Source organism: Micromonospora jinlongensis (assembly GCF_013410645.1).
GTDB classification, from domain to species: domain Bacteria; phylum Actinomycetota; class Actinomycetes; order Mycobacteriales; family Micromonosporaceae; genus Micromonospora; species Micromonospora zamorensis.
In genome coordinates this window covers 3,562,254-3,589,245 of the sequence record NZ_JACCHK010000001.1, presented here as the reverse complement: position 1 = coordinate 3,589,245, position 26,992 = coordinate 3,562,254, and the positions used below count along the sequence as shown (strand labels likewise).

19 protein-coding genes and 1 riboswitch are annotated in these 26,992 nt (G+C 71.6%); of the genes, 12 read left to right on the top strand and 7 right to left on the bottom strand.

Annotated elements, in window-relative coordinates:
- The first annotated feature begins 167 nt into the window (after positions 1-167).
- Positions 168-1,397, top strand: coding sequence for an MFS transporter (locus HNR22_RS15720; protein WP_179781020.1), 1,230 nt, complete (start codon positions 168-170; stop codon positions 1,395-1,397).
- 57 nt (positions 1,398-1,454) lie between these two features.
- On the opposite strand, the gene HNR22_RS15715 is transcribed toward HNR22_RS15720, so the two are convergent.
- Both HNR22_RS15715 and HNR22_RS15710 read right to left on the bottom strand, forming a co-directional pair.
- Positions 1,455-1,997 carry a hypothetical protein gene (locus HNR22_RS15715; RefSeq protein ID WP_218906431.1) on the bottom strand — a complete coding sequence of 181 codons (543 nt, stop codon included), beginning with the start codon at positions 1,995-1,997 and terminating at the stop codon, positions 1,455-1,457.
- A 65-nt stretch (positions 1,998-2,062) separates the two neighbouring features.
- Positions 2,063-7,894: a ThuA domain-containing protein gene (locus HNR22_RS15710; protein ID WP_179781018.1), complete on the bottom strand. Its 5,832-nt coding sequence runs from the start codon at positions 7,892-7,894 to the stop codon at positions 2,063-2,065.
- A 291-nt stretch (positions 7,895-8,185) separates the two neighbouring features.
- A riboswitch (TPP riboswitch) is annotated at positions 8,186-8,295 on the top strand.
- On the opposite strand from HNR22_RS15710, the gene thiE reads away from it, so the two are divergent.
- From thiE to thiC, 7 genes are all read left to right on the top strand, one after another.
- The gene (gene thiE / locus HNR22_RS15705) at positions 8,290-8,916 is read left to right on the top strand and encodes a thiamine phosphate synthase (protein ID WP_179781017.1); all 627 of its coding nucleotides are present in this window, start codon (positions 8,290-8,292) and stop codon (positions 8,914-8,916) included. Its footprint overlaps the riboswitch before it by 6 nt.
- A complete protein-coding gene (gene thiO, locus HNR22_RS15700; protein WP_179781016.1) occupies positions 8,910-10,088 on the top strand; it encodes a glycine oxidase ThiO in 1,179 nt (392 codons plus the stop codon). Before thiE ends, thiO begins: the two co-directional genes overlap by 7 nt.
- Positions 10,079-10,279: a sulfur carrier protein ThiS gene (thiS, locus tag HNR22_RS15695; protein WP_179781015.1), complete on the top strand. Its 201-nt coding sequence runs from the start codon at positions 10,079-10,081 to the stop codon at positions 10,277-10,279. The genes thiO and thiS overlap by 10 nt, the downstream gene beginning before the upstream one ends.
- The gene (locus HNR22_RS15690) at positions 10,276-11,055 is read left to right on the top strand and encodes a thiazole synthase (RefSeq protein WP_179781014.1); all 780 of its coding nucleotides are present in this window, start codon (positions 10,276-10,278) and stop codon (positions 11,053-11,055) included. Before thiS ends, HNR22_RS15690 begins: the two co-directional genes overlap by 4 nt.
- Complete coding sequence (locus tag HNR22_RS15685) at positions 11,052-11,792, top strand: thiamine phosphate synthase (protein ID WP_179781013.1); 741 nt, start codon at positions 11,052-11,054, stop codon at positions 11,790-11,792. Before HNR22_RS15690 ends, HNR22_RS15685 begins: the two co-directional genes overlap by 4 nt.
- A complete protein-coding gene (gene thiD, locus HNR22_RS15680) occupies positions 11,789-12,574 on the top strand; it encodes a bifunctional hydroxymethylpyrimidine kinase/phosphomethylpyrimidine kinase (RefSeq protein WP_179781012.1) in 786 nt (261 codons plus the stop codon). The genes HNR22_RS15685 and thiD overlap by 4 nt, the downstream gene beginning before the upstream one ends.
- Before the next feature lie 17 nt (positions 12,575-12,591).
- On the top strand, positions 12,592-14,184 hold the full coding sequence (gene thiC, locus HNR22_RS15675) for a phosphomethylpyrimidine synthase ThiC (RefSeq protein ID WP_179781011.1): 1,593 nt from the start codon (positions 12,592-12,594) through the stop codon (positions 14,182-14,184).
- A 161-nt stretch (positions 14,185-14,345) separates the two neighbouring features.
- On the opposite strand, the gene HNR22_RS15670 is transcribed toward thiC, so the two are convergent.
- The 4 genes from HNR22_RS15670 to HNR22_RS15655 all read right to left on the bottom strand — a co-directional run bounded on the left by HNR22_RS15670 (position 14,346) and on the right by HNR22_RS15655 (position 19,457).
- Complete coding sequence (locus HNR22_RS15670) at positions 14,346-17,336, bottom strand: hypothetical protein (RefSeq protein WP_179781010.1); 2,991 nt, start codon at positions 17,334-17,336, stop codon at positions 14,346-14,348.
- Between the two features lie 77 nt (positions 17,337-17,413).
- Positions 17,414-17,722 carry a cupin domain-containing protein gene (locus tag HNR22_RS15665; RefSeq protein WP_007465195.1) on the bottom strand — a complete coding sequence of 103 codons (309 nt, stop codon included), beginning with the start codon at positions 17,720-17,722 and terminating at the stop codon, positions 17,414-17,416.
- A complete protein-coding gene (locus HNR22_RS15660; RefSeq protein ID WP_179783571.1) occupies positions 17,719-18,669 on the bottom strand; it encodes an LLM class F420-dependent oxidoreductase in 951 nt (316 codons plus the stop codon). The genes HNR22_RS15665 and HNR22_RS15660 overlap by 4 nt, the downstream gene beginning before the upstream one ends.
- Positions 18,670-18,671: 2 nt before the next feature.
- Positions 18,672-19,457: an ABC transporter ATP-binding protein gene (locus HNR22_RS15655; protein WP_179781009.1), complete on the bottom strand. Its 786-nt coding sequence runs from the start codon at positions 19,455-19,457 to the stop codon at positions 18,672-18,674.
- Between the two features lie 270 nt (positions 19,458-19,727).
- On the opposite strand from HNR22_RS15655, the gene HNR22_RS15650 reads away from it, so the two are divergent.
- Positions 19,728-20,759: an ABC transporter substrate-binding protein gene (locus tag HNR22_RS15650; protein ID WP_179781008.1), complete on the top strand. Its 1,032-nt coding sequence runs from the start codon at positions 19,728-19,730 to the stop codon at positions 20,757-20,759.
- A 103-nt stretch (positions 20,760-20,862) separates the two neighbouring features.
- Positions 20,863-21,723 carry an ABC transporter permease gene (locus HNR22_RS15645; RefSeq protein WP_179781007.1) on the top strand — a complete coding sequence of 287 codons (861 nt, stop codon included), beginning with the start codon at positions 20,863-20,865 and terminating at the stop codon, positions 21,721-21,723.
- Positions 21,724-21,810: 87 nt separating this feature from the next.
- Here HNR22_RS15645 and HNR22_RS15640 read toward each other — a convergent pair whose 3' ends face one another.
- Positions 21,811-22,989 carry an ABC transporter substrate-binding protein gene (locus HNR22_RS15640; protein WP_179781006.1) on the bottom strand — a complete coding sequence of 393 codons (1,179 nt, stop codon included), beginning with the start codon at positions 22,987-22,989 and terminating at the stop codon, positions 21,811-21,813.
- 444 nt (positions 22,990-23,433) lie between these two features.
- Between HNR22_RS15640 and HNR22_RS15635 the strand changes: the two genes are divergently transcribed.
- Together HNR22_RS15635 and HNR22_RS15630 are read left to right on the top strand one after the other, a co-directional pair.
- On the top strand, positions 23,434-26,565 hold the full coding sequence (locus HNR22_RS15635) for a nitrate- and nitrite sensing domain-containing protein (RefSeq protein ID WP_179781005.1): 3,132 nt from the start codon (positions 23,434-23,436) through the stop codon (positions 26,563-26,565).
- The gene (locus tag HNR22_RS15630) at positions 26,562-26,969 is read left to right on the top strand and encodes a roadblock/LC7 domain-containing protein (RefSeq protein WP_007465177.1); all 408 of its coding nucleotides are present in this window, start codon (positions 26,562-26,564) and stop codon (positions 26,967-26,969) included. The genes HNR22_RS15635 and HNR22_RS15630 overlap by 4 nt, the downstream gene beginning before the upstream one ends.
- Positions 26,970-26,992 lie beyond the last annotated feature (23 nt).

The window sequence follows — 26,992 nt, the reverse complement described above, 5'->3', positions numbered from 1 at the left end:
CGAAAGTCCGCACTGAGGATTCCTGACGCGGCTCTGGAGGGCGGTACGGCGTCCCCCCTACGTCGCCCAGGAGCGGTGATTGTCTCGGCGGGATCGGCCTCTGAGCACCGTTGTCGTCGCGATTGGACCGCTCGCCTGACCGCCGGGCCGGTAATACGGTCGGCCGCATGGTGGATCTGAAGCCTTACCGGGACGCGCTCGCGCTGCCAGGGTTGCGACCACTGCTGCTGGTCGCGATCCTGGCCCGGGTGCCGGTGGCGGCCACTGCCGTGGCGATCACGTTGCACGTACTCGACCTTGGCCACGGCTACTTCGCCGCCGGACTCGTCGGAGCCGCGCTGACTGTCGGCTCGGCGCTCGGTGCCCCACTGCTCGGCCGGCTGGTCGACCGGCGTGGCCTGCGGCAGATGCTGCTGCTGACCACGGCGGTCGAGGCGCTGTTCTGGGGTACGGCGCCGGTCCTGCCGTACCCGCTCCTGCTCGGTGCCGCGTTCGTCGGCGGGCTGCTCACCCTCCCGGTCTTCTCCGTGGTCCGGCAGTCGATCGCCGCGCTGGTCCCGCCGACCCAGCGCCGTCAGGCGTACGCGCTGGACTCGATGTCGGTGGAACTCAGCTTCATGATCGGGCCGGCGGCGGCGGTGGCCCTGGCCACCACGGTCTCGCCCACCCTGGCCATGTACGCGGTCGGCGGCAGCGCCGTGCTGACCGGACTCGCGCTGCTCGTGCTCAACCCGCCGACCCGCGCACGGGGCGAGGAGGCGACGACGGAGCAGCCACCGCCCCGCCGGCGCTGGCTGACCCCACGGCTGATCGGTCTGCTCGCCGGTGGCGCGGCCGGCACGCTGGTGATCGCCGGCACCGATGTGACGGTGGTAGCGGTGCTGCGTGACGCCGGTCAGGTCGACTGGAGCGGTGTGGTGCTGGCGCTCTGGGCCTCGTACTCGTTGGTCGGCGGTTTCACCTACGGCGCGCTGTCCCGCCCGGTTTCGTCGGTGGGCCTTGCTGTGGTGCTCGGCCTGGTCACCGTTCCGGCCGGCCTGGGCAGCGGCGAGTGGTGGCTGCTGGCGCTGGTGCTGCTGCCGTCCGGGGCGCTCACCGCACCGACCGTAGCCGCCACCGCCGACGCGGTGAGCCGCCTGGTGCCGGCCAGCGTACGAGGGGAGGCGATGGGCCTGCACGGCTCGGCGATGACGGTGGGGGTGGCGCTCGGCGCCCCCCTGGCCGGAGCGGTAATCGATGCCTCCGCACCGGCCTGGGGCTTCGCCGCGACGGGCCTGCTCGGCGCGCTGATCGCGCTGGCGGTGCTACCGACCGAGTTGCGTCACAGGCGCTCCGACGCCGCCGAGGCCACCAGCACCCCCACCGCCGCTTCCACTCCCGTCCGACAGTCGGTCTAGAAGGAAGATCCGGCATGTCGGTACGGCGTTTCGCCCGCCTCTCCGATACCGGGTCGATCAGTCGTCCGACGTGGCGCGGCGGCGGCCGAAGAGCATGGCCACCCCCATCGCCGCGGCGACGAGCACGAGGCCGGCCGCCGCGAACGGCCACCAGCCGGCACCCGCCCCGCGTTCTCCGTCCGTCGTTCTGGTCACCGCGACCGGTGCGGGCACCGACGGTGACTGTGCTGCCCGGGCCTGCACCGTGGCGGTCGCCTCGCTCTTGAGTGGAGCGGGGGAGTTCACCGTCACCTTCCACGTGCCGGTGGAGAGCACCGGGCCGCTGCTGTAGAAGCCCTGCCCCTCGGGCTGTGGCTCCAGTTGCACCGGACCGACCTTCTGCCCGTCCGGGCCGGTGGCGGTGAGGACCAACCGCACCACCCGGTCCAGCCGGCGGCCGTCGGCGTAGACGGCCTGGATGGTGACCCCCTCAGCCCCGTCACCGGCCACCGTCAGTTTGAGTTTGTCGGCCTGAGCGCCCGCCGGGGCAGCGGAGAACAGGGTCAGGGCCAGCCCGACGAGAACGGCGGCCAACACCTTGCGGACACCCGTCACGGACATCTCCTCACTACCTACGAGGGAAGCCCCTCCCCGACGTCATGACGTCGGGGAGGGGCCTCGTCGGATCAGAGCTGGCGGCCGGGTGCGAGCCGGGTGGCATCCTCACCCAGACGTCCGGTGCCCTTGATCGGAGCGCCGTCGTTCGCCTTCACCCCGGCCTTGCTGGCCGCGCCGCCGAGCCGGACGATCATGGCGTCGGCGTCCCGGATCAGGACCTCCCGGATCTCCGACTCGGCCACCAGGGTGGCGTCGGCGGCCAGCGTACGGAAGGCGGTCAACTGCTTGATCGCCTTGTTGTCGTTGCCGGCAGCCTCGGCCTGACGGGCCGCGTCCAGCTTCGCCGTCAACTGCTTGTGCGCCTTGGCCGAGAGTCGACCCGTCGCCTTGAACCGGTCCAGCAGGCCCTGCATGTCCCGGAACGAGGTGGTGACGAAGAACCGGACCGCCGAGGTGGTCTGGTTGCCCGCCTTGTCGGTCGCGGTCACGGTCAGCTCGTGCAGGCCGAGCGGCAGCTCGTACATGGCCTGCAGGGTGCCGCTGGCGTACGCCCTGCCGTCCAACGTGCCGACCACGGACGCGATGCCCGAGGTCGGGTCGACAGCCTGCCAGGACACCCTGACGTCCTGGCTGTCACCGTAGAGCTGGCCGTCGGCGATCCCGGACACCAGCAGCGTCGGCTTCGTGCCGTCGATGCGCAGCACCGCCGACTTGAGCGTCTCGGCGTTGCCCGCCTTGTCGGTCGAGCGGAACAGCAGCTCGTGCTGCCCGTCGCCGGTCACCTCGACCGGCGTCGTGTACGGCGTCCAGGTGCCACCGTCCAGGGACCACTCCACCGTCTTGACGCCGGAACCGGCGTCGGTCGAGGCCAGCACGACCGGGATCGTCCCGTTGTGCCAGCCGGCGTCGTTGGCCGGCGCGAACGTCGCAGTGGTGACCGGCGCGGTGGTGTCGATCTTGACCGTGACGGTCTTCGTCGACTCCACGTTGCCCGCCTGGTCGGTCGAGCGGAACCGCACCTCGTGCTCGCCGTCCCCGCTGACCGCCACCGGAGCGGTGTAGGCCGTCCAGGTGGTGGCACCGTCCAACTGGTATTCGGTGCTGGCGAGCCCGCTGCCACCGGCCTCGTCGGCGGCGGCGAGGGTCACCGTCACCGGCCCCGTGTACCAACCCTCGGTCGGGGTGCCGGACACCGTCGCCGTGGTGACCGGCGCGGTCTCGTCGGCGACCTTCGTGCTCAACCGGAAGTAGTCGAACGCGGCGGTCTTGGAGGCGGTCTGGTTGGCGCCGAGGGTGAACAACCCGACCTTCGGGGTGGCACCCACCGCGCTGTTGGTCAGCGCCTCCAACGCGGTCCAGGTCGTCCCGTCGGCCGAGTACGACGCGGTGAACGTGTTGCCGACGCGTGCCAACCGCAGGTGCCACACGGCACTGGTGAGGCTGGCCGCCTCCGGCTGCGGGTTCTGCACCGTCCCGGCGATCTCGCTGCGGAACTCGATCCGCCGCGTCACCGCCTGGCCGGCCTGGTTGTCCGCGATGAAGTCCAACTTCAGGTAGTTGTCGTCGTCGGCCTGCACGAGCAGACCGGCCTGCTGGTACTGCTCGTTCAGCAGACTGCCGTCGACCTTCGTCTCCAGGGTCCAGTCGCCGGACGGCGCGGTCTGGAGGATGAAGTTCTTCGGCCCGGTGTTGTCGGTGCCGTAGATGTCACCGTTGGGCACGTCGATCCGCAGCGCGCCACCGGTGACCCGGTAACCGTTCGGGTCCTCCCGCGTGATGGCGTCCCAACGGCACTTGTCCAACGTGGAACCGGTGAACTCGTCCGACGGGTCGACCGGGCCGGCCGGGGCGTCCGGCGTGACCTGGAACGAGTCGAACGCGGCGTCGACCACGGGTGCCTCGGTGCCTCCGTTGAGCGCGAAGACCCCGATCCGCGGGTTGGTGATGCCGGCGAGCGCGGCCGACTGGCCGACCGGGGTGAAGGTCTGCCCGTCGCCCGAGGCGGCGGCGGTCAGGTTCGTCCCGTCGCTGGTGATCCGCAGGTACACGGTGTCACCGGCCGGTGCGGCGGCGCTGTCGGCGGCCTCGTTGCGAGGCGTGCCGGCTGTCTCCCGGATGAACTCCACCCGCCGGCTGCCGTTGTACAGCAGGTCCAGCTTGGCGTAGTTGTCGTCGTCGCCGTACACCAGCACACCAGCCTGCTGGTAGTTCGCCGTCACCGGCAGCGTGACCTTGGTGGTCATCTCCCAGGCGCCGGTCGGAGCCGCCTGGAGCACCAGGTTGGTGGCGTCGTTGCGAGCGCCGTAGAGGTCGCCCACCGCGGTGGGCAGCCGCAGCGCACCGCCGCTGAGCGAGTAGAGCTGGTTCTCCCGGACCACGCTGGTCCAGCGTTCCTTGTCGAGGCTGTTGCCGTTGAAGTCGTCCGAACGCGCCCCGAAGCAGGACGTGTCCGGAGCGTCGACCCGCACCGGCACCGTGGCGTACGACTTGGCGCCCTTGCTGTCGGTCACCGTGAGGGTGGCCGTGAAGGTGCCCGCGTTGGTGTAGGTGTGGTTGGCGTCCAGTGTGGTCGCCGAACCTCCGTCACCGAAGTCCCAGGCGTACGTCAGCGGGGTGTCGCCCTCGGCGTCGGTGGCCGTGCCGTCGAAGGCGACGGTGACCGGCGCGGTGCCGGTGGCCGGGGTGGCCGTGGCGCTGACCACCGGCGGCGCGTTCTCGGTGACGCCGCGGCCGATGAAGTCGATCCAGTTGACGTTGAACAGTGAGCCCGTCCCGCCGTTCGGGTCGCGGGCCAGGAAATACAGCGAGCCGCTCGCGGCACCGGTGACCGGCGCGCTCACGTCCGTGTACGTCTGCCACGCACCGGTCGACGGCACGACGGCCGTGGCGACCACCGGTCCGTCAACCGCGCCCGCACGGACCTCGATCCGACCGCCGGCGGCCGCCGAGGCGGCCCGGAACCGGATCTCGGTGATGTTGGTCAGGTCCGCCGGGGCGACCGACCACCAGTCACCGTCCTCGATGAACGCGACGCTCTGGCCGCCACCAGCGGTGTCGGCGCCGGCTTCCCGCTGCACGCCGGCGTCGCCGCCGCCGGTGCTCACCGGGGCGCGCCCGGTGGCGGTGAAGTATTCGGCCTGCTTCTGCTTGGGCTGGAGGATCTCGATCGCCCGACCGGTGAGCGGGCCGGACCCTCCGGCGCCGCCCTCGTCGGTGTAGGTGGCCTCGAAGACCGCGAACACGTTCGCCTCGGCGCCGTGCCCGGAGGCGAGCGACGTCTGGACGGTGCCGGTGCAGCCGGTGTGCTGCTCCAGCGGGTGGGCGTGCTCGTCGTGACCGAGCAGCACCTGGAGCTGCACCTTGTCGCAGTCGACCTGCCCGTCCTCGGGGTCGGTCACCTTGACGGTGTAGCGGACCTGGTCACCCCAGTTGAAGAAGCCACCGTCCGGCGGGAACTCGATGGTCACCGTCGGCGCGGTGTTGCCCACGGTGACCGGCACGTTGGCCACCGCGGTACGGCCCTTCGGGTTGGTGACGGTGAGCTGGGCGGTGTAGCTGCCGGCCGTCGCGTACGTGTGCGTCGGGTTGGCCTCGGTCGAGGTCTGCCCGTCGCCGAAGGTCCAGGCGTAGGTGAGCGTGCCACCGTCCGGGTCTCGGGAGCCGGCGCTGGAGAAGGTGACAGTCAACGGCGCCGGGCCCGAGGTCGGGTTGGCGGACGCCGCCGCGATCGGGGCACGGTCACCGGCGGTGTAGTCGATCCGGTAGACGCCGGAGTTGTCGTTGTTGCCGCCGAAGCCGCTGCCCCACTCGATCAGGTACAGGGCACCGTCCGGGCCGAACTCGAAGTCCATCGGCCGGACCATGCTCATCCCGGTGAGGAGCTGGTTGATGTCCACCAACGACTTGCCGTCGGGGGTCATCTGCATGGTGTACATCTTGTTCTGGTTCCACTCGCCGAGCAGAGCCTTGCCGTCGTAGTACGCCGGCCACTTGCGGTTGGAGTTGAGGTCGGCGTCGTAGCGGTAGACCGGGCCGCCCATCGGCGCGCCACCGCCGCCGATCTCCGGGTAACGCGCGTCACCGGCGTACCCGTAGTCGACGGTGGCCGGGACGACCGGCGGGAGGTTGGTCAGGCCGGTGTTGTTGGGCGAGTTGTTCACCGGTGCGGCGCAGTCGAACTTCGGACCGCTCGGGCCGGACGGGAACGTGTAGTCGTTGTACGCCTCGTTCGTGCCCGTGCAGTACGGCCAGCCGTAGTTGCCGGGGGTCACGACGTTCCACTCGACCAGGCCCCGGGGGCCCCGGTTCGGGTTGTCCGCGTTGGCGTCCGGCCCGTAGTCCGCCACGTACAGCGTGTCGGTCTTCGGGTCGGTGCCGATCCGGAACGGGTTGCGGAAGCCCATCGCGAAGATCTCGGGGCGGGTCTTCTCGGTGCCCGGCGCGAAGAGGTTGCCCGTCGGGACGGTGTACGTGCCGTCGTCCTCCGGGTGGATCCGGATCACCTTGCCGCGCAGGTCGTTGGTGTTGCCCGAGCTGCGCTGCGCGTCGTAGTCCTGGCGGCCCGGCCGCTCGTCGAGCGGCGAGTACGCGCTCGACTCGAACGGGTTGGTGTTGTCACCGGTGGCCAGGTAGAGGTTGCCGGCGCTGTCGAAGGCCATGCTGCCGCCAGCGTGGCAGCAGGTGTTGCGCTGGGTGTCGACCCGCAGCACCTGCTTCTCGCTGGCCGGGTCGATGGTGTCGCCGGTGACAGTGAAGCGGGACAGCAGGTTGCGGGTGACCCCGTCGTTGGGGGCGTAGTAGAGATACACCCACTTGTTGGTGGCGAAGTCCGGGTCGAGCCGGATGCCGATCAGGCCGTCCTCGTTGCCGGTGAAGACGTCCAGGTCGACGGCGGTGACGGTGCTGCCGGTGTCCGGCTTGACGATCTGCACGCGACCGTCGCGCTCGATGTAGAAGACGCGCCCGTCTCCGGCGATGTCCAGCTCCATCGGGTTGCTGGTGTTGCTGTCCAGGGAGACCTTCTCGAAGTTCGAGGTCTTCGAGGCACCGCAGTCGGCGTTCTCTACACCGGCCGCGGTCCGGATGCCGCCGAGCAGGTGGGACAGGAACTCGGGCTCGGCGTACGACTCTCGGGTGTGCCCGCCTCCGGTGTACCAGGATCGACCGCCGTCGAAGTCCTGGCACCAGGCGATCGGGTGGTCGGCCCCCATGGCACCGGCGCCCGCGGTGTAGCTCTTCTCGTCCAGGCTGGCGAGCACGTGCACGTCCGGCCGGGGGTTGGTCTGGTAGTTGTACCACTCGTCGAACCGGGACCAGCGGTCCGGCAGCCCGGCCGTGGACGGGTGGGCGTGGTCCTCCACCTTGACCGTGGCCTGCTGGTTCTGCGGGTGGTTGGCGAAGTACGCACCGACCAGGTCGCCGTACCAGGCCCAGCTGTACTCGGTGTCCGATGCGGCGTGGATGCCGACGTAGCCGCCGCCCGCCTTCACGTAGCGCTCGAACGCCGCCTGCTGCTCGGCGTTCAGCACGTCACCGGTGGTGGAGAGCCAGATCACCGCCTTGTACTTCGCCAGGTTGGCGTCGTTGAATGCGGCGCCGTCCTCGGAGTTGTCCACGGTGAATCCGTTGGCGGCACCGAGCTGTTGGATGGCGGCGATGCCGGTCGGGATGGAGTCGTGCCGGAAACCGGCGGTCTTGGAGAAGACGAGGACGGAGAAGGGATCGGCCGCGGCCTTTGGCGCTTTCGGCGCCACCTGGCTGACCGGGGTTGCGGCTTTCGCATCCCGTGGGGGGACCTGGGCAGCCGCCTGGGCGGGCGTGCCGAACAGGGTGGTCGAGGCCATGGCCAGGGAGATCAGGGTTGCGGTGATGGGTACGCGGGCACGACGAGAACGGGACACGCCGCCTCCTGTGTCGTAGTGACAGAGCTCGCGGGAGTCGGCTCGCCGAAGGCCGTCCCTGATGGAGCCGGTGGTGACACCGCGTCACGGTGCCCCCGCCAACATTTTGTCGAATCGCTGAACAAATTAATTCGGCTGGCTCAATGTCCGGCAAGATGCCGGCAGGTAACGGTTCTGCAACGGGGGGCGACATTCCGAATAGGACCGGGATGAAGCGCCCCACCTAATCCGCCTTCTCGACCCGTCGACACCCGCCTTGGCAGACCGGCGGATCTGTCGTACGGTGACACGCAAGTAACCCACGGGAGCCCGGTGTACCGGGCTGAGAGGGGGGCTGACAGCCCCCGACCGTCGAACCTGATCCGGATAATGCCGGCGCAGGGAGGAGCGTTGCCGTGCCGTCCCTGGGGCGACTGCATCTGATCACCGACACCCGACCCGGGCGAGACCCGCTCACCGTGGTCCGGGCCGCCCTCGCGGTGGCCCGAGCCGACCTGGTGGTGCAGGTCCGGGTCGAGGATTCCGCCACCGACCGCGAGGCGTACGAGCTGGCCCAGCGGGTGCTGGCGCTCTGCGTGCCGTACGGGGCGACCTGCCTGGTCAACGACCGGTTGCACGTGGCGCTGGCGGTCGGTGCCGCCGGTGGGCACGTCGGGGCCGACGACCTGCCGGTCGCCGCCGCCCGTCGGGTGCTCGGCCCGGCCGGCGTGCTGGGCGCCACCGCCCGCGCGCCGGGAACAGCGACCGCGGCGGTCGCGGCGGGAGCCAGCTACCTGGGCGTCGGGCCGTGCCACACCACCAGCACCAAGTCCGGCCTGCCGGATCCCATCGGGCCCGCGGGCGTACGTGCCGTCGTCGACGCCGTCGACGTGCCGGTCATCGCGATCGGTGGCGTGACCGCCGAGCGGGTCCCGGAGCTGCGGGCCGCCGGGGCGTACGGGGTGGCGGTCGTCGGGGCGGTCTCCGCTGCCGCCGACCCGGCGCGGGCGACCGCCGAGCTGATCGAGGCACTGACGTGCTGACCGGCCGGTCGGAGTCAGCACGATCGAGCGACCGGGCTCGGCCGGACGTCGCGGTGGTCGGGGCGGGGCCGATCGGGCTGGCGATCGCCTGGCGCTGCGCCGCCCGAGGGCTGCGCGTGGTGGTGCATGATCCGGCGCCCGGCTCGGGGGCGTCGGCGGTGGCCGCCGGCATGCTCTCGCCGGTCGCCGAGGCGTACTTCGGTGAGCGACAGCTGACCGGGCTGCTGCTGGCGTCGGCCGCCCGCTGGCCGGCGTTCGCCGCCGAGCTGACCGCGGCGAGCGGCACCGCGATCGGCTACCGGACCGAGGGCACCCTGATGGTCGGGCTGACCGGCGACGACCTGGCCGAGGCGCGCCGGCTCTGGGCGTACCAGCAGGGGTTGGGCCTGCCGGTGACCCCACTGCGCCCCAGCGAGCTGCGCGACCGCGAGCCGGCGCTCGCACCACGGCTGCGCGGCGGCGCGCTCGCGCCCACCGACCACCAGGTCGACCCCCGGCGACTGGTGCCGGCGCTGCGCACGGCCGCCCAGCGGGCCGGCGCGGTGCTGGTGCCGCAGGCGGTCGCGCACCTCTCCGATGTGGAAGCGACAGTCACCGTGGTCGCCGCCGGCTGCGGGGCCGCCGCCCTCACCGGCCTGCCCGTCCGGCCGGTGAAGGGCCAGATCCTCCGGCTCCGCGCGCCCGACGGCGTCGCGCCGGGCTTCCGGCGCGTGATCCGGGGGTACGCCGACGGCGAACCCGTCTACCTGGTGCCCCGCGCCGACGGCGAGGTCGTGCTCGGCGCGACGGTCGAGGAACGGGCCGACACCACCGTCACCGCCGGTGCGGTGCAGCGCCTGCTCCGCGCCGGAGTCGACCTGCTGCCCGAGCTGGCCGAGTACGACCTGGTCGAGGCGGTCGCCGGGCTGCGCCCCGGCACGCCGGACAACGCGCCGATCCTCGGGCCGTTGCCCGACCGGCCGGACGTGCTGGCCGCCACCGGGCACCACCGGCACGGCATCGTGCTCACCCCGATCACCGCCGACCTGATCACCGAGCTGGTGCTCGACGGCGTGCCCGACCCGCTGCTCGCGCCGTTCGGACCCGAACGGTTCCGTGTCGGCTCGGCCGATCGCACGCCGGCCGCGACGGGCGGACCTGAACCGACGATGGAGGGGGACCGGTGGAGTTGACGGTGAACGGGGCCGGACGCAGCGTCCCCGGTGGCGCGTCGGTGGCCGACCTGGTGCGCGACATCGTGCCCGAACAGCGGGGGGTGGCTGTCGCGGTGAACGGCGAGGTCGTACCCCGGGCCGGCTGGCCGGCCACTGTGCTGCGCGACGGCGACCGGGTCGAGGTGCTCACCGCGGCGCAGGGCGGGTGAGCGGCGTGACGTTCGAGCTGGGTGGGGAGACGTTCACCTCGCGGTTGATCCTCGGCACCGGCGGTGCCGCGAACCTGCACGTGCTGGAACAGGCGATCCGGGCGTCCGGCACCGAGCTGGTCACGCTGGCGCTGCGCCGGGTGGGCACCGCGCCGGGCTCCACCGGTGGGCTGCTGGAGCTGCTGGACCGGTGCGGGGTACGGCTGTTGCCGAACACCGCCGGCTGCCACACCGCGACCGAGGCGGTGAAGGTGGCCCGGCTGGCCCGGGACGCGTTCGACACCGACTGGGTCAAGCTGGAGGTGATCGGCGACGAGCGGACGCTGCTGCCCGACGGGGTGGAACTGCTCCGCGCCGCCGAGGAACTGGTGGCCGACGGCTTCACCGTGCTGCCGTACACCAGCGACGACCCGGTGCTCGCCCGCCGGCTCGCCGACGTGGGCTGTGCCGCGGTGATGCCGGCCGGTTCCCCGATCGGTTCGGGGCTCGGCATCGGCAACCCCCACCACATCCGGCTCATCCGGCAGGGGGTGGACGTGCCGGTGATCCTCGACGCGGGCATCGGCACCGCTTCCGACGCCGCCCTGGCCATGGAGTTGGGCTGCGACGCGGTGCTGCTGGCCAGCGCGGTGACCCGGGCCGAGGACCCGGTGGCGATGGCGACCGCGATGCGGTACGCGGTCGAGGCGGGCCGGCTGGCGGCAGGCGCCGGCCGGATCACCCGACGCTTCCACGCGCTGCCGTCCACACCCGACGAGGGAAGACCCGACCTGTGACCCCGCCGTCCGGTGTTGTCCTGTTGACCGACCGGCTCGTCGCGCGGGGCGGGCTCGACCGGGTCGTGGCGGGAGCCGTGGCCGGGGGAGTGCGCTGGGTGGTGCTGCGGGAGAAGGACCTGCCCCGCGCCGAGCGCGCGGCGCTCGCCGTCGACCTGCGGGCGATCCTCGCCAACGTCGGCGGGACCCTCGTCGTGGCCGGCCCCGACCCGCTCGGCGGCGACGCCGTGCACCTGCCCGCCGCCGGCCCGTACCCGCCGCCGACCCACAGCCTGGTCGGCCGCTCCTGCCACGACGAAACCGAGCTGAACCGCCTGACCACCGAGCACTACGCAACCGTCTCCCCGATCTGGCCCACAAAGACAAAACCGGGCTACGGCCCACCCCTAGGACCGGCCGGCCTGCGAAAGCTGGTCAGGATCAGCAACGCGCCGATCCTGGCGCTGGGCGGAGTGGAAACCCCAGAACAGGTAACCGCCTGCGTCGAGGCGGGAGCCACCGGAGTAGCCGTACTGGGCGCACTCATGCGATCCGCGAACCCGGCCGAAACAGCCGCCACCCTGACCAGCGCTTATGTCGAGGCGGTCACCCCTGTGCTGACCCAAACCCGGCGCGGGGTCACCCAGGTCTCCACGTCAGGGCTGCGGCCGACCGTGCCCACGCAGGGATCAAGCCTGACCGCCCGGAGTGGGCACGGTCGGCCGCAGCCCCAAACCGCAACCAAGGAGGAGAAGTGACCCCCAGCACAATCCTCACCATCGCCGGCTCAGACTCCGGCGGCGGCGCGGGCATCCAGGCCGACCTGAAGGTCTTCGCCGCGCTGGGCGCGTACGGCACCAGCGTCATCACGGCGGTCACCGCACAGAACACCCGAGGCGTCGACGCCGTCCTGCCGTTGCCTCCGCGCACGGTCACCGAGCAGTTGGACAGCGTGCTCGCCGACTTCACCGTCTCGGCGGTCAAGACGGGGATGCTCGGCACCCCGGCGGTCGCCGACGTGGTGGCGGAGGCCGCACGTGCCGGCCGGCTGCCCCAGCTCGTCGTCGACCCGGTGCTCGTCGCCACGAGCGGCCACCGGCTCGGCGTGGTGGGCGCGGTGGAGCGGCTGCTCCCGTACGCCACTGTGGCGACGCCGAACTGCGCGGAGGCCGCGGCCATCACCGGACGCCCGGTGGACGACGTGGCCGGGATGGTCGTGGCCGCCGAGGCGCTCGCGGCCGGCGGCCCAAACCACGTCGTGGTCACCGGGGGTGATCTGGACGGCGGCGAGGCGGTCGACGTGCTGCACGGCGGCGGTGTCACCACGCTGCTGCGCGCCCCCCGGGTGACGACCCGGCACACCCACGGGACCGGGTGCTCGTTCTCGGCGGCGATCGCCGTGCGGCTCGCGCTGGGCGATCCGGTGCCGGCGGCGGTGGGGGCCGCCAAGGAGTACGTGCTCCGGGCGCTGACCGGCGCGCGGGGTTGGGAGCTGGGCGCGGGGCGCGGACCGCTAAACCACTTCGGCTGGTCCGCTTGATCACCAGGGAGGCTGTCATGCACGCACGAGGCAAGGTGTACGTCGAGGGTTCGCGGCCGGACGTCCGGGTGCCGTTCGCCGAGGTGGGGTTGACCGGGGATCTTCCGCCGGTGCGGCTCTACGACACGTCCGGCCCCGGGTCGGACCCGGAGGTCGGGTTGCCGCCGCTGCGGGGACCGTGGATCGCCGAGCGTGGTGACGTGGCGCCGGTACGGGGTGCGGGCACGCCACTCGCCGGGGTCGACGGTCGCCGGCCCACCCAACTCGCGTACGCGCGGGCCGGTGTGGTGACGCCGGAGATGGAGTTCGTGGCGATCCGGGAGAACGTCGACCCGGAACTCGTACGGGCCGAGATCGCCGCCGGCCGTGCGGTGCTGCCGCTCAACGTGAACCATCCGGAGTGTGAGCCGGCGATCATCGGTAAGGCGTTCCTGGTCAAGGTGAACGCCAACATCGGCACCTCGGCGGTCAGCTCCTCGGTCGCCGAGGAGGTGGAGAAGCTCACCTGGGCCACCCGCTGGGGTGCGGACACCGTGATGGACCTGTCCACCGGCAAGCGGATCCACGAGACCCGCGAGGCGATCGTGCGGAACTCCCCGGTGCCGATCGGGACGGTGCCGATCTACCAGGCGTTGGAGAAGGTCGGCGGTGACCCGGTGAAGCTGAGCTGGGAGGTGTTCCGGGACACCGTGATCGAGCAGGCCGAGCAGGGCGTGGACTACATGACGGTGCACGCCGGGGCGCTGCTGCCGTACGTGCCGCTGGCCGTGGACCGGGTCACCGGGATCGTCTCCCGGGGCGGCTCGATCATGGCGGCGTGGTGCCTGGCGCACCACGAGGAGAACTTCCTCTACACCAACTTCGCGGAGCTGTGCGCGCTGCTCGCCAAGTACGACGTGACGTTCTCCCTCGGGGACGGGCTGCGCCCCGGCTCGATCGCGGACGCCAACGACGAGGCGCAGTTCGCCGAGCTGCGCACCCTCGGCGAGCTGACGACTGTCGCCTGGGAGTACGACGTCCAGGTGATGATCGAGGGCCCCGGCCACGTGCCGATGCACAAGATCAAGGAGAACGTGGACCTCCAGCAGGAATGGTGCCACGAGGCGCCCTTCTACACGCTCGGTCCGTTGACCACCGACATCGCGCCGGCGTACGACCACATCACCTCGGCGATCGGCGCCGCGATGATCGGCATGTTCGGCACCGCGATGCTCTGCTACGTGACTCCGAAGGAGCACCTCGGCCTGCCGGACCGGGACGACGTGAAGGCGGGCGTGATCGCGTACAAGATCGCCGCCCACGCGGCCGACCTGGCCAAGGGTCACCCTGGCGCGCAGGAGTGGGACGACGCGCTGTCGAAGGCGCGGTTCGAGTTCCGCTGGGAGGACCAGTTCAACCTCTCGCTGGACCCGGAGACCGCCCGGTCGTACCACGACGCGACCCTGCCCGCCGAGCCGGCGAAGACGGCGCACTTCTGCTCGATGTGCGGCCCGAAGTTCTGCTCCATGAAGATCACCCAGGAGCTGAAGGAGTACGCGGCCCGCGGCATGAAGGACAAGTCGGAGGAGTTCGTCTCCGGCGGCGGCCGGGTGTACCTGCCGCTGGCCTGACCCTGCGCGGTGCGCACTTTAAGTGACCAGGTCGGGGTGATCCACTCGGGTTCACTGATGTCGCGGTGTCCGGGCCGGTGGGACAGGCCGCCATCAGTAAACCCGAGTCGATCAAGCAGGTAGGCAGGCCGATCGGCGTTCCGACGTGCCCGCGGGTGGGGTCACTCGCGGTGGTGCCGACCGGTGGAGCGCAGCGACCGGCGACGGTTGTCCTGCTCCGGCTCGTTGTCCGACACCGGCTTGCTCAGCCCGGCGACCCAGTCGACGAACTCCTCGTCCTGGGCAGGCAGCGGCTTCACGTCGTTTGCCGCCTCCTGGCTCTCCTCGTCGGCCCGGGACCGGTTGCGGCGGAAGAGGCCACCGAGCCGTCCTCGGCGGGAAGGCTGCTCGGCAACCTTGCCCGACTTCGACGCGGCCGGTGTGGCGTCGGTGCTCGCCGACTCGTCGGTGCCGGTGCCGGTGCCGGTCGCGGCGTCGGAGGGCGTGCCAGCCGTACCCGGCACGACCGGCGCGTCCGGCCGGCTCGGGCTTCCAGGGCGGGCGGCTGTCTCGCCGGCCGCAGCCGGGCTGGTCGGCGTCGTCCGATCCGCCGAACTGTCCGCTGCCTCCGTCTGTCCGGCGCGCTGGGTGGTGTCGAAGGCGTTCCAGGTGCTGGCCCGGCTGAGGTCCGGCAACGGCGCCCGGTGCCGGGGCCTCGGCGTCGGCCCGGTCGCCTTGTCCGACCCGGTCGCCTTGTCCGACCCGGTCGGCGTCTCCGAGGTCGCTGGCCCCGGGGCGGAGGTCTGCGGCGGCACCGTCCAGGCCGCGCTGACCGGCCAGGCCGAAGGTGCTGGCGTCCACCGGTCGGCGTCCGGGTCACCGGCGGCCGTGCTCCCGAACAACCCGGTGCCGGGACCGTCCTCGGTGGCGGCCGGCCCGTCGTCGGCTCCGCCAGCCCGCTCGGTTGCGGATGCGCTGGTCAGGTCGGCCGTCCTGGCCTCCGGGCTGGTTGCGGTGGCCGGGGTGCGCGGCGGGTTGGCCGCGTCGGCCTTCGAGCTGGTTGCGGTGGCCTCGCTGCGCGGCAGGTCGGCTGCCCCCGCCTCTGCGCTGCTCGCGGCGGCCGGGGCGCGGGGAGGCTTGGTAGCTTCCGCCTTCGGGTCGGCTACTTCCGCCTTCGGGCTGGATCCTTCCGCCTTCGGCGTTGGCGCCTCGGCCGGGACGCGGGAAGGCCGGGCTGCTTCCACCTTCGGTCCGGCTGCTTCCGTCCTGGCGGTGGCGGCCCGGGTGCCGGGTGGGTTGACCGCCTCGGCCTCGACGCCGGCAGGTGCCCCCGTCGAACCGGTTACGGCGGTCGGGGCGGCTGCTGTCGCGTCGCCTGTGGTGGTCGGGACCGCTGCCGTCGCGCCGGCTGCGATGATCGCGCCGGTTGCGGTGGTCGGGGCGGTTTCGGTGGTCGGGGCGGCGTCGGTGCCCTGGCTCTGCTTGCTCGGAACGGGAGTCGCGGTGGTCGTGTCAGAACCGGTGCTGTCGGCGGACCTGCCCGACCGGGTGACCTTCCTGGTGCGGCCGGTGGTCGCCTCGTCGATGATCTCCGGCTCGGATGGCGCGGTGTCATCGACCGGGTCAGAGATGGTGACACCCGGACTGACCTTCGGCTTACGGACCCTGCGCGGCTTGATCGGCACCGCCGCATCGCCCGTACCGGCGTCGGCTGCGCCTGCGCTGGCCGCTTCGGTGGCGGTCGTGCCCGTGCTGGTCGTGCGCGCACTGGCCGTTCCCGCACTGGTCGCGCCCGTGGCCGTCGTGAGCGTGTTTGTTGCGCCGTCGGCCGGGGCGCTGGCAGGGCCGACTGTCGGGGTGGCGGCATCGGCGCGGCCGTCCTTGGCGCTGGCCGGAGTGGCGTCGGTGGGGCTGCTGACGCTGGTCGCGGCTGAGCGCTCGGCCTCGGCCGGGGAGGTGACATCGTCCGGGATCGACCGGCGCGTCTGCGCTCCGGCGGTGAACTCGCCGGTCGGATCGGTCAGCCAGGCTGCGGGTTTCGCCGGAACGGCGGGGGTCGGACCATCCTGGCCGCCCGTGGTGGACGCCGGCCAGTCCCAGTGAGCCGGGGCGGTGCGTACGCCATCGGAGCCGGTTGCCGCCCACGGACCTGCGACGACACCACCGGCCGGCTTGGCGGCGGAGGTCGGTTGCGCGTCGGTGCGTTCGGTGGTGTCCGGGTCGTTCGTCGAGTTCGCCGACGCGGCGCCCGGCAGGGCCGGGCCGGCGGGCAGTGGGCGCAGGATGTCGGACGGCTCGATCGCCTGCGGATCCGCGCTGCGAGCGCCGGTCGGCCAGCGCAGCAGCGCTGCGGCCGCCGCGCCGAGCGCACCGGCGAGGATCGCGATCAACGAGCCGTAGTAGGGAGTGGCCTGGTAGCGGTCCACGGCGTCACCCGGGCCGGCGGTCAGGTACGCGAATGCCACCAGCACCGGACCGGCGACCCCGGTGGCCCCGCTGATCAGGGGTGCCTGGCCCTGCCGGCGAGCCAGCCCGGCGGTCGCCGCGCCGGCCAGCAGCGCCACGATGGGCAGCAGGAGCAGCGACAGCCGTTGCGCGGCGTCGTCGGCCAGCCAGCTCGGCTCCAGGACGCCGAGCCGCACGGTCGGCAGCGGGCCGGTCGTGCCGAGCGACGGAAGGACCGAGATCAGCGCCAGCAGCCAGACCGCGCCGGCCACCGCGGCCATGTTCCAGCCCAGCTCGGGCCGGAGCAGGACGGCGATCGCCGCACCCGCCCCGATGACCGCGCCGAGTACGGCGCAGATGCCCACCGCCCACACCGGGTCGACGGAGATCAACTCGGCGGCGCGGGCGGGCTGCATGCAGAGCGGAGCGATGACGGTGGCACCGAGCGCCGCCGCGCCGCCGATCGCCAACTGCCGGCCGGTGCTGACCGCCGGTGCGTCGCGGCGAGCGAGGCGTCCGGTCAGGACGGCACCGACGACGGCGGCGTTCGCGGCGAACCAGCCAACCCAGACAAGCTGGGTCGGCCACTGGTTGACGGTCGTACCGGTGAAGGCGCCGGTCAGCCGGACGATGCCGAAACCGTACGCGACGCCGAGCTGGCCGGCTCCGGCCAGCACGCTCACCCCGAGCGCCGTGAGCAGCAGTCTGCCCCAGGTCCGAAAGGCCATGTCGGGCACGTTACGCACCCGGTACACCGAATCGCCACCGGCACGCCGCGCGGCGCGCAGGCCCGCGCTCGGCGGGTCTACTTGAGTTCGACCAGCCGAGCCAGGTAAGTCGTGTCTCCGACATTGGTGAGCATATGTACCGCGCCCGGATCCCGGTAGACCACGCCGCCGGTGGGCTCGTCGGCGTCGATCCGGGTGCCGTCGATCGTCTGTACGACGTTCTTCGCGCCCTCGATCGCCACCACCAGGTAGGGGTGGTCATGCCGGTGCAGCGGCTGCCGCTCGCCTGGTTCGAGGCGGATGTGCCAGACCCGGACCCGGTCGTTCTCGTACACGATCTCCTGGCCCACCGGCCCGAGTTCGGTTCCGTCGATCACGTCGGTCATCGTTCTCCGTCCAGTTGGGGGAGCACCTCGGCGGCGATCAGTTCGAGGTGGTCGAGGTCATTGAAGTCGATCAGACGCAGGTGGACCCGGGTGGCGCCGGCCGCGGCGAACTCGCCGATCCGCTGCGCGAGCTGGTCGGGTGAGCCGACCACCGGGTCCTCCGGCGGCAGCGCGCTCTTCTCGTGCAGGGGTGCGGCCCGCCGCTGGGCCTCCGCGTCGGTCCGGCCGATGGCCACGACGATCCCGGCGGAGAGCACCAGCGGGTCGCGCCCGGACTCCGCCCGCCCGGTGCGCTCGCATGCCTCAAGCACCCGGTCGTACGCCCTGGCGGTGTCCGCCACGGACTTGAACGGCATGTTGAACTCGTCGGCGTACCGGGCGGCCAGCTCGGGGGTGCGCTTCGGGCCGCGACCGCCCACGATGATCGGGGGCCCGGGCACCTGCACCGGCTTGGGCAGGGCGGGTGCGTCCACGAGCCGGTAGTGGTCGCCGGTGAAGCTGTAGGTCTCGCCGGACGGGGTGCCCCACAGCCCGGTGATGACCTCAAGCTGCTCGGCCAGCCGGTCGAAGCGCTCGCTTACCGGCGGGAACGGGATGCCGTACGAGGTGTGCTCGCGCTCGTACCAGCCGGCGCCGATGCCCAGGTCGACCCGGCCGCCGCTCATCTGGTCGACCTGCGCGACCATCATCGCGAGCGGGCCGGGCAGGCGGAAGGTGGCCGACGTCACCAGGGTGCCGAGCCGGATCCGCTCGGTCTCCCGGGCCAGCGCGGCGAGGGTCAGCCAGGCGTCCGTGGGGCCGGGGAGGCCCGGGTCGGCGCCCATCGACTGGTAGTGGTCGGCGCGGAGGAACCCCTCGTAGCCGCAGGCCTCGACCAGCCGCGCGAACCGGAGCTGGGTGTCGTAGGTGGCGCCCCGGTGGGGTTCGGTGAAGACCGACACCCGCATGCTCATCGTCCTTCCGTGCCGGCCGTGGCCGGTTCGTCGCGTTCCATCAACAGCTCGTGCAGGTCGGCGCTGACTCGCGCGACATCGGCCAGGTGGGCGTTGCGGCCCAGGGTGCGGGGCCGGGGGATGTCGACGTCGAGCACCTTGCGGATCCGGCCGGGGCGGGGGCTCAGCACGACCACCCGGTCGGCGAGCAGCACCGCCTCGTCGATGGAGTGGGTGACGAAGACGATGGTCGGCTTGTTCTCCATGTGCACCCGCTGGAGTTCGCCGGAGAGTTCCTCGCGGGTGAGCGCGTCCAGCGCGGAGAACGGCTCGTCCATCAGCATCACCCGAGGCTCACCGATCAGCGACCGGCACAGCGAGACCCGCTGCTGCATGCCGCCGGAGAGTTCGTGCGGCAGCCGCTTCTCGAAGCCGGCCAACCCGGCCACGTCGAGCAGTCGCCGGGCCCGCTCGCGGTGCTTCGCGCGGCTCCAGCCGAAGATCTCCACCGGCAGCAGGACGTTGTCCAGCACGGTGCGCCAGGGCAGCAGCGCCGGCTTCTGGAACAGCATGGCGATGTCCTGGCGAGGGCGGGCGATCGGCGTACCGGCCACGGTGATCTCGCCAGCGGTCAGCGGGAGCAGCCCGGCGATCAGCCGCAGCAGGGTGGACTTGCCGCAGCCGGAGCGGCCGAGCACCGCGACGAACTCGCCCTCGGCGACGTCGAGGTCGATGCCGCGCAGCGCCTCCACCCGGCCAGACCGGCCCTCGAAGGTACGGGACACCCCGGACAGTCGGATCATCTCCGGCGCACCTCCGCTGAGTGGACGGTCAGGAATCCGACAAAGGCTAGCGGGCGTGTCTGTGTATCGCACCGTCCGGGGTGGTCGTCAGGTTGTTTCCGTTCCGCAACCCGATACGCCTGGCGTCGCAACTGTGGGTTTCTCGTACGCTGTGCCCGCGAAGAGTCCCCTCACGACGGCGGCGTCCGGCTTCCACCCCTCTCGCCGGCCCGTCACGACAACCCCCTCCGGCGGCCCTCGGCCCCGGTAGGAAAGGACATGGTGCTACTGATGAGAAGGCTGACCCGTACGGTCGCTACGGCCGCGCTGGCCACTGCTCTCGCCCTCGTTTCCGCCTGCAGCAGCGGGTCGGACTCGTCAGACGACGCCAAGGGCGGCAACGGCGGTGCGCTGGAGAAGGTGACCTACCTCACCTCCTTCGGTAACTTCGGCCGTGACTCCTACGCCTGGGTGGCGAAGGAGAAGGGCTTCTTCAAGGACGCCGGCTTCGACGTCGAGATCAAGGCCGGCCAGGGCACCGGTGGTGTGATCTCGACCATCGTCGGTGGCCAGGCCCAGTTCGGCCCGATCGACCTCACCGGCGGTCTGCTCCAGGTCGGCAACGGCCAGGCGAAGGACTTCACCGTGGTGGCCGCGATCCAGCAGCGCACCATGGCCGGCATCGCCACCGTCGAGGGCAAGAACATCGCCTCCCCGAAGGACCTGGAGGGCAAGAAGCTCGCCGACACCCCCGGGTCCGTGGTCCGCAACCTGTTCCCGACGTACGCCCGGCTCGCCGGTGTGGACGTGAACAAGGTGACCTGGGTCAACGGTGAGGCCCAGAACCTGATCAGCACGCTGGCCACCGGCCAGGTGGACGGCATCGGCCAGTTCGTCGTCGGTCAGCCGACGATCGAGGCGGTCGCCAAGAAGAAGGCCGTCATGCTGCCGTACAGCAACGTGATGCAGGACCTCTACGGCAACGTGCTGATCACCTCCTCCAAGATCGCCAAGGAGAAGCCCGAGATGGTGAAGAAGTTCACCGGGGCGCTGCTCAAGGGCCTGGAGTACAGCCTGGCCAACTCCAAGGAGGCCGGCGAGATCCTGAAGAAGAACGTAGAGGCCTCCAACCCGGTCGCCGCCGCCGCCGAGCTGGAGCTGATGGCCGCGTACGTGCGCTCCGGCAACACCGGCACCGCGATCGGCACGCTGGACAGCGGTCGGGTCGCCAAGAGCATCGCCATCCTGCAGGGCGCTGGCGCGCTGAAGCAGAACATCACCCCCGAGCAGATCATCGACTTCAGCCTCGCGCCGAAGGCCTGATCGTCCGGTCGTCACCAGGGGGTACGTTCCGCCGACTCCGGTGGGGCGTACCCCCGTCGCTCGTCGGCCCCCCTGGGGGCCGAGGGATTTCGAGGAGGACAAGATGACCGACGTCCGGTCAGCGGATCCGGCGGTGGCGGCATCCCCACCCCCGGGTGCCGGCCCTGAGGCGGGGCGCGCGGGTCGAGGTGCCGGCTTCGGGGCGGGGGCCGGGGCGGCGCTGCTGCCGGCGGCCGGCCTTCTGATCGCCTTGGCGGCGTGGTGGCTCATCGCCCGGTTGGAGCTGGTCCACCCCGCGGCTCTGCCACCGCCCGGTGGTGTGCTCGCCGCGTTCGTCGACAAGCCCGCCCAGATGCTGGAGCACACCTGGGACACCCTGCTGGAGATCCTGATCGGTTTCGTGCTGTCGGCGGCGGCCGGTGTCCTGATCGGACTCTCCCTGGCCAGCTCCCGCACTGTGGAGCGGATGTTCACCCCGCTGCTGGTCGCGGTGAACGCGGTGCCGAAGATCACGCTGGGCCCGTTGTTGGTGGTGGCGCTCGGCTGGGGTCAGAAGCCGATCCTGACCATGGTGTTCCTGCTCTGCTTCTTCCCGATCGTGCTCTCGACCGCGACCGGGCTCACCACCACGCCGGCTGACCTGGCCGAACTGGTGCGCTCCTGGAACGCCTCCCGCTGGCAGGCGTTCCGCAAGGTCCGCTTCCCGGCCGCGTTGCCGCAGATCTTCGTCGGGCTCAAGGTCGCGATGCCACTGGCCGCGATCGGCGCGGTGATCGGTGAATTCCAGGCCGGCGAGAGTGGCCTCGGCTACGTGATCACGCAGTACGCCGGTATGGGGGACACCGCCACCGCGTGGGCGGCGATCATGTTGGTGGCGCTGGTCAGCATCCTGCTCTACTCGGCGCTCGTGCTGAGCGAACGGATCGCGCTGCCCTGGGTCCGCGAAACCACCAGCAGCCGCTGACCCGCCGCACGATCAGCATCCGGAACAAAGAGGGCCGGCCTCCCCAGCGGGAGGCCGGCCCTCTTCATGCACGGTGGCCGGGGAGCGTTACCCCGCCAGGCGCCAGCGGCCGTTACGGGCGACCAACGTGGTGAGCGCCTGTGGCATCAGGCCGCTGTGGTTGTCCGGCGTCATCCGGATCGGGCCGGACAGGCCATCCATCTGGGACGTTTCGAGCACGTCCCGAAGGCCGTCGCGGTCCACCTTGCCGACTTCACCGCCGGCGCGCAGTTCCGCGTCGGCGATCAACTGGATGGCGTCCGCGGCGAAGGACGACGACCCGTTGTAGCCGCCGAAACGGGCCGTGTAGTCCTGGAACCACTGTCGACGTGCCGCCTTGGCCGGCGTCGTCGCGATCACGTCGTCGATCACCATGGTCTGGGTGAAGATCAGCGTGGCTCGCTCGGTGGCCCTGGCTGCCTCGCCGAGGAAGAGGTCACCGGCCGCACCCGTGTCGAAGAACAGCGACCCGCGGAAGGTGGTCTGCGAAGCGCTGGTGGCCGCCAGCGTCGCCTGCTCCGGTGGCGTCCAGAAGACGAGCGCGTCGGGCTTGCCCGACGTCAGCTGCCGGACCTGCTGATTGACGTCGGTGTCGGTGGTCTTGACCTTCTGCTCGCGCAGCGTGATCTTGGCCTTTTCCAGCTCGCTCCTGAGGGCGGTCACGCCCTCCCGGCCGTAGTCGTCGTCGCTGACGAGCATCCCCACCTTGCGGATGTTGTTGCGACGCAGTTCGGTGGTGAGTGCGGCGGCGCTGTCCACGGCGTTGGGGCCGAGCTTGAACACGTAGCGCCGATCGGCGACCGGGCTGGCGATGGCGCCGGAAGCGGCGAGCGCAATGGTGGGAATCCGCTTCTCGTTGATGGTGCCGACCGCACCGACCGCGCATTCGTTACAGCCGCCCATGATGATGGCGCTGACTTGGGAATCGCTGCTGAAGTCGACGATGTTGCGAAGTGACTCGGCCGAGTCGGAACGGTTGTCCTTCACCTTCAGCTCGATCTTCCGGTTGTTCAGTGCTCCGGAAGCGTTCAACTGGTCCCTCTTGAGTTCCAGCGCGCGCTGGTATGCCCGCCCGACGGGGGCGGCGGCGCCGGAGAGTTCGAGGTCGGCAGCGATCACGATCGGACTCGTGTCCTGCTCCGCCCCGCCAAACTGGCAGCCGGTGAGCGTGGTGGCCACTACGGCCGATGCGAGCGCCGCGATGGTCGCGGAGCGGATGGGGCTCAACTCAGTCCTCCAGGTGCGGGCGCGGGCGCTGCCCGGTCACCGCCGCTAATCCGTCCTCAGTGGAGGACGGTATCTCCTCTGCCGTACGGTGTGCGCGAAGCCTGCAAAACCTTGCCAATGGCCGGCGCTGTGGTCAAGCGCGGACCCCGGCAGCATTTTCGGGACGGCCATCCCACATGCTGGGGTAACGCAATGTTTGCAAAAGCTCACTTTGCATACACGCGTGACCACTCTGGAGTTACATGCCCTGTTCAGGGGCTTGCGGAAATGAAGGTATCAGTTGCCCGGATCACGGGATGCGCTCCGTCCGACCGTTTCCTACCTCACTGCGGCTTCCCAAACCCGATCTTCTCTGATGAAATCGCGGCCGTGCCGCGCGTGGTCCCCTCCGCTTACGGCATGGCTCGGCGGCTCAGGCGGGGAAGAAACGACGGAGGCGATGTCGTGAGCACCGGACCGACGACCCTGCCCGCGCTCGGCGACAGCGCTCGGCGTCCCCGCCGAGGGTTGCCGAGACTGCGGGACGCCCGGATCCGGTCCAAGCTGGCCCTGATCCTGGTTGTCCCGGTGGCGGCGGTGATCGCGCTGGCGACGGTCCGCCTGATCTCCGTTGGCGAGGGTGCCTTCGACGCCACCCGGGCCCGATCGCTGACGGCCCTCTCCATCGACGTCAGCGCCCTCACCCAGGACCTTCAGGCCGAGCGGATGGCCGCAGCGGCCTACCTGGCCACGCCGCAGCAGCCGGCCGACGCGTACAACCTGCGGGTCCGCGAGACACAGCAGCAGGTGGACGAGTACCGCGCCGAGCGAGGCCGCGTCGGCGAGGTGCCGGCGGCTCTACGTGACCGGCTGGCCGCCATCGACGAGCACCTGTCCACGTTGGACGGCACCCGTCAGGAGGTGCTGGACCGCCGGCAGATGGCAGTCGCCGAGGCAGTGCTCCGCTACGGGGTCATCCTCACCGACCTGGTCTCGTACGGTGACGGCCTGGCCCAGCTGCCCGGCGACGAGAGCCTGTCGGACAGCCGCCGTGCGGTCGCCGCCTTCGCCCGCGCCAAGGCCTCCGTCGCCGAGGAGCAGGCGGTCGCCTTCACCGCGTTGACGGCGGGCCAGCTCGACTCGGAGCAGTTCTCGTCCTTCGTGGCGACGCTGACCAGCCAACAGGAGGCCCTGGTCTCGTTCTCGCTGGCCGCCGACCCGGTGCAGCGTGCCCTGGTCGACAGCACCGTCTCCGGTGACGCGGTCGGCCTGGCCGACCGGGTGGCCACCGACATCACCCGCTCGGTCGGGCAGCGCCCGCTGGTCACCGCGCAGGACGCCACCGCCGCCATCGGCGCCGTGAACGACCTGATGCGCTGGGCCGAGATCCAACTGCAGGACCGGCTGTTCCAGCAGGCCGACGAGGCACGCGCGGACGTCATTCGGCAGGCCGTGGTCGAGTCGATCCTGGTGCTGCTGACCCTGATCATCGCCGTGTCGCTGGCCGTGGTGCTGGCCCGCTCGCTCAACCACTCGCTGCGCCGGCTGCGTGAGGGCGCCCTCTCGGTGGCCAACCACGACCTGCCGGACGCCGTGCAGCGGCTGCAGACCATGGGCAGCGTGGGCGACGGCGGGGTGGAGGAGATCGTCCGCCAGGTCCGGGACCCGATCCAGCTCAACACCCGCGACGAGGTCGGTCAGGTGGCGTTGGCCTTCAACGTCGTCCACCGCGAGGCGGTACGAGTCGCCGCCGAGCAGGCGGCGTTGCGTACCAGCGTCTCGGCGATGTTCCTCAACCTGGCACGTCGTAGTCAGACCCTGGTCGACCGGATGATCGGCGAGCTGGACGCGATCGAGCGCGGCGAGGAGGATCCGAAGCGGCTCGCGCAGCTCTTCGAGCTCGACCACCTGGCCACCCGAATGCGCCGCAACGACGAGAACCTGCTGGTCCTGGCCGGCGCCGACTCCGCTGCACCGCGTCACGACAACGCGCTGGTGGTGGACGTCCTGCGCGCCGCCCAGTCCGAGGTCGAGCTGTACAACCGCATCGAGTTCGGGACGGTCGACACCGACATCTCGGTGGCCGCGCACGCGGTCAACGACGTGGTACGCCTCGTCGCCGAACTGCTCGACAACGCCACCCGGTTCTCACCACCGAACACCACAGTGGTCGCCGACGGTCGCCGCATCCGTGACTACGTCCTGATCCAGATCGAGGACCGCGGGCTCGGCCTCACCGACGAACAGCTCGACTCGCTCAACCGTCGGTTGGCCGCCCCGCCGAGCGTCGACGTCGCCGCGTTCCGGCTGATGGGTCTGGCCGTGGTGAGTCGGCTCGCCTCCCGCTACGGCATCCGGGTCGAGCTGCGCCGCAACGTCGAGGGCGGCACCGTCGCCCAGGTGACGCTGCCCGCCGCCACGGTGGTGCTGCCCAGCAACCGGGGACGCGACCAGGCGCTCACCCGGCCGCGTCAGCCGATGGCCGTGGAGCAGACCCCGCTCACGCCGGTCGGTCACACCGAGCAGTTCGCCGGTGCCGCGACCTCGGCGGCGACGCTGCCCGACCAGTGGCGGAGCAGCCCACCGGCACCCGCCCAGTGGCAGTCCCCGCTGGACTCGCGGGACACCAACTCTCCGGTACAGGCGGGCGGCTACGCCGGCACCCGCTCGGCAGCGCCGGCGGCACCGGCCCCCGTCGCCCCGCTCCCGCCGGCGCCCGCGTACAGCAACGGCGCGGGCGCCTCGGCGGGCAGCCCGACCGTGGCCTACCCGACCATCGATCCGCTGCCCCGGCGCGGCTCGACGCCGGACACCGCTGACGGGCGTGGCGCGACGCCGGGCTTGCCGGTCGGGCCGGTCGCCGGCCTCGGCGCGGTGACACCGCCCGCCGCGCCCCCAGCACCCGCTGCCCCGCCGGCATCCGCCGCGCCGGTCAGCACCAGGCCGGACTTCCCGGCCGAGGCGCCGATCTTCCGGGAGATGGAGGCGGTCTGGTTCCGGTCGCACGGCGACGACGCCACCGCGATCTTCACCCGACCCAATTTCGACGAGCCGCCGGCTCCGGCCGACGCCGGCCCGCGCTCGGGCAACGGCGCTCAGCCGAGTGGCGGGTCCGTGCCGCCCGCCGCGCCGGCCCGGCCGAAACTGCCGACCCGTACCCCGGGCGGTTCCAACACCGACGGCACCAGCACGCCGGGTGCCGCAGGCCATGGCACCGCGACCGGCGGCGGCTTCGGCGAGCCGCCCGCAGCGCCCCCGTCGTACACACCGCCCCCGGCGGCCCGGCCCGCACCGGCCGCGCCCAGCGCGCCGTCGGTGGACCCGGCCGCCTGGCGGACGGCGGCCGACGAGGGCTGGTCCCGGGCCAGCAGGGCGGCCGAACCGGCTCCCGCCGGGACCACCCGCTCCGGGTTGCCCAAGCGGGTGCCGCAGCAACAGCTCGTGCCGGGCGGCATCGAACCGAAGAGCGGCCGGGACCGCAGCCGGCGGACCCCGGACGAAGTACGAGGTCTGCTGTCGGCCTACCACCGTGGTGTACAGCGCGGTCGGACGGCCGGAACGGACCTGAACAGCACCTCGACCAAGGAGAGCCGATGAACAGGCCAGCTGCCATGCAGGACATGGGTTGGCTGCTCACCAACTTCGCCGACAGCGTGGCGGGTATCGCCCACGTGGTGGCGGTGTCCGCCGACGGGCTGCTGCTCGCGTCCTCCCGGGACCTGCCGGGGGACCGGGCGGATCAGCTCGCCGCGATCACCTCCGGTGTGGTGAGCCTGACCGAGGGCGCAGCCCGGATGTTCAGCGCGGGCGGGGTGTTGCAGACAGTCATCGAGATGGACAGCGGGTATCTCTTCCTGATGTCGATCAGCGACGGGTCGTCGATGGCCGTGCTGGCCGCGCGCAGCTGCGACGTGGGCCAGGTGGGCTACGAGATGGCCCTGCTGGTCGAGCGGGTGGGTGCCGCGCTGGTGCCACTGCCGCGTGACGCGGTGCGCTCCTAGCACCGGAAGGCGGCGCTCGAACC

Excerpts from the sequence above, each read along its gene's own strand:
- thiC (WP_179781011.1), top strand. The coding sequence starts at position 12,592 with ATGCACGCACGAGGCAAGGTGTACGTCGAGGGTTCGCGGCCGGACGTC.
- HNR22_RS15650 (WP_179781008.1), top strand. The coding sequence starts at position 19,728 with ATGAGAAGGCTGACCCGTACGGTCGCTACGGCCGCGCTGGCCACTGCT.
- HNR22_RS15665 (WP_007465195.1), bottom strand. The coding sequence starts at position 17,722 with ATGACCGACGTGATCGACGGAACCGAACTCGGGCCGGTGGGCCAGGAG.
- HNR22_RS15655 (WP_179781009.1), bottom strand. The coding sequence starts at position 19,457 with ATGATCCGACTGTCCGGGGTGTCCCGTACCTTCGAGGGCCGGTCTGGC.
- HNR22_RS15660 (WP_179783571.1), bottom strand. The coding sequence starts at position 18,669 with ATGCGGGTGTCGGTCTTCACCGAACCCCACCGGGGCGCCACCTACGAC.
- HNR22_RS15670 (WP_179781010.1), bottom strand. The coding sequence starts at position 17,336 with ATGGCCTTTCGGACCTGGGGCAGACTGCTGCTCACGGCGCTCGGGGTG.
- HNR22_RS15630 (WP_007465177.1), top strand. The coding sequence starts at position 26,562 with ATGAACAGGCCAGCTGCCATGCAGGACATGGGTTGGCTGCTCACCAAC.
- HNR22_RS15715 (WP_218906431.1), bottom strand. The coding sequence starts at position 1,997 with ATGTCCGTGACGGGTGTCCGCAAGGTGTTGGCCGCCGTTCTCGTCGGG.
- HNR22_RS15720 (WP_179781020.1), top strand. The coding sequence starts at position 168 with ATGGTGGATCTGAAGCCTTACCGGGACGCGCTCGCGCTGCCAGGGTTG.
- HNR22_RS15645 (WP_179781007.1), top strand. The coding sequence starts at position 20,863 with ATGACCGACGTCCGGTCAGCGGATCCGGCGGTGGCGGCATCCCCACCC.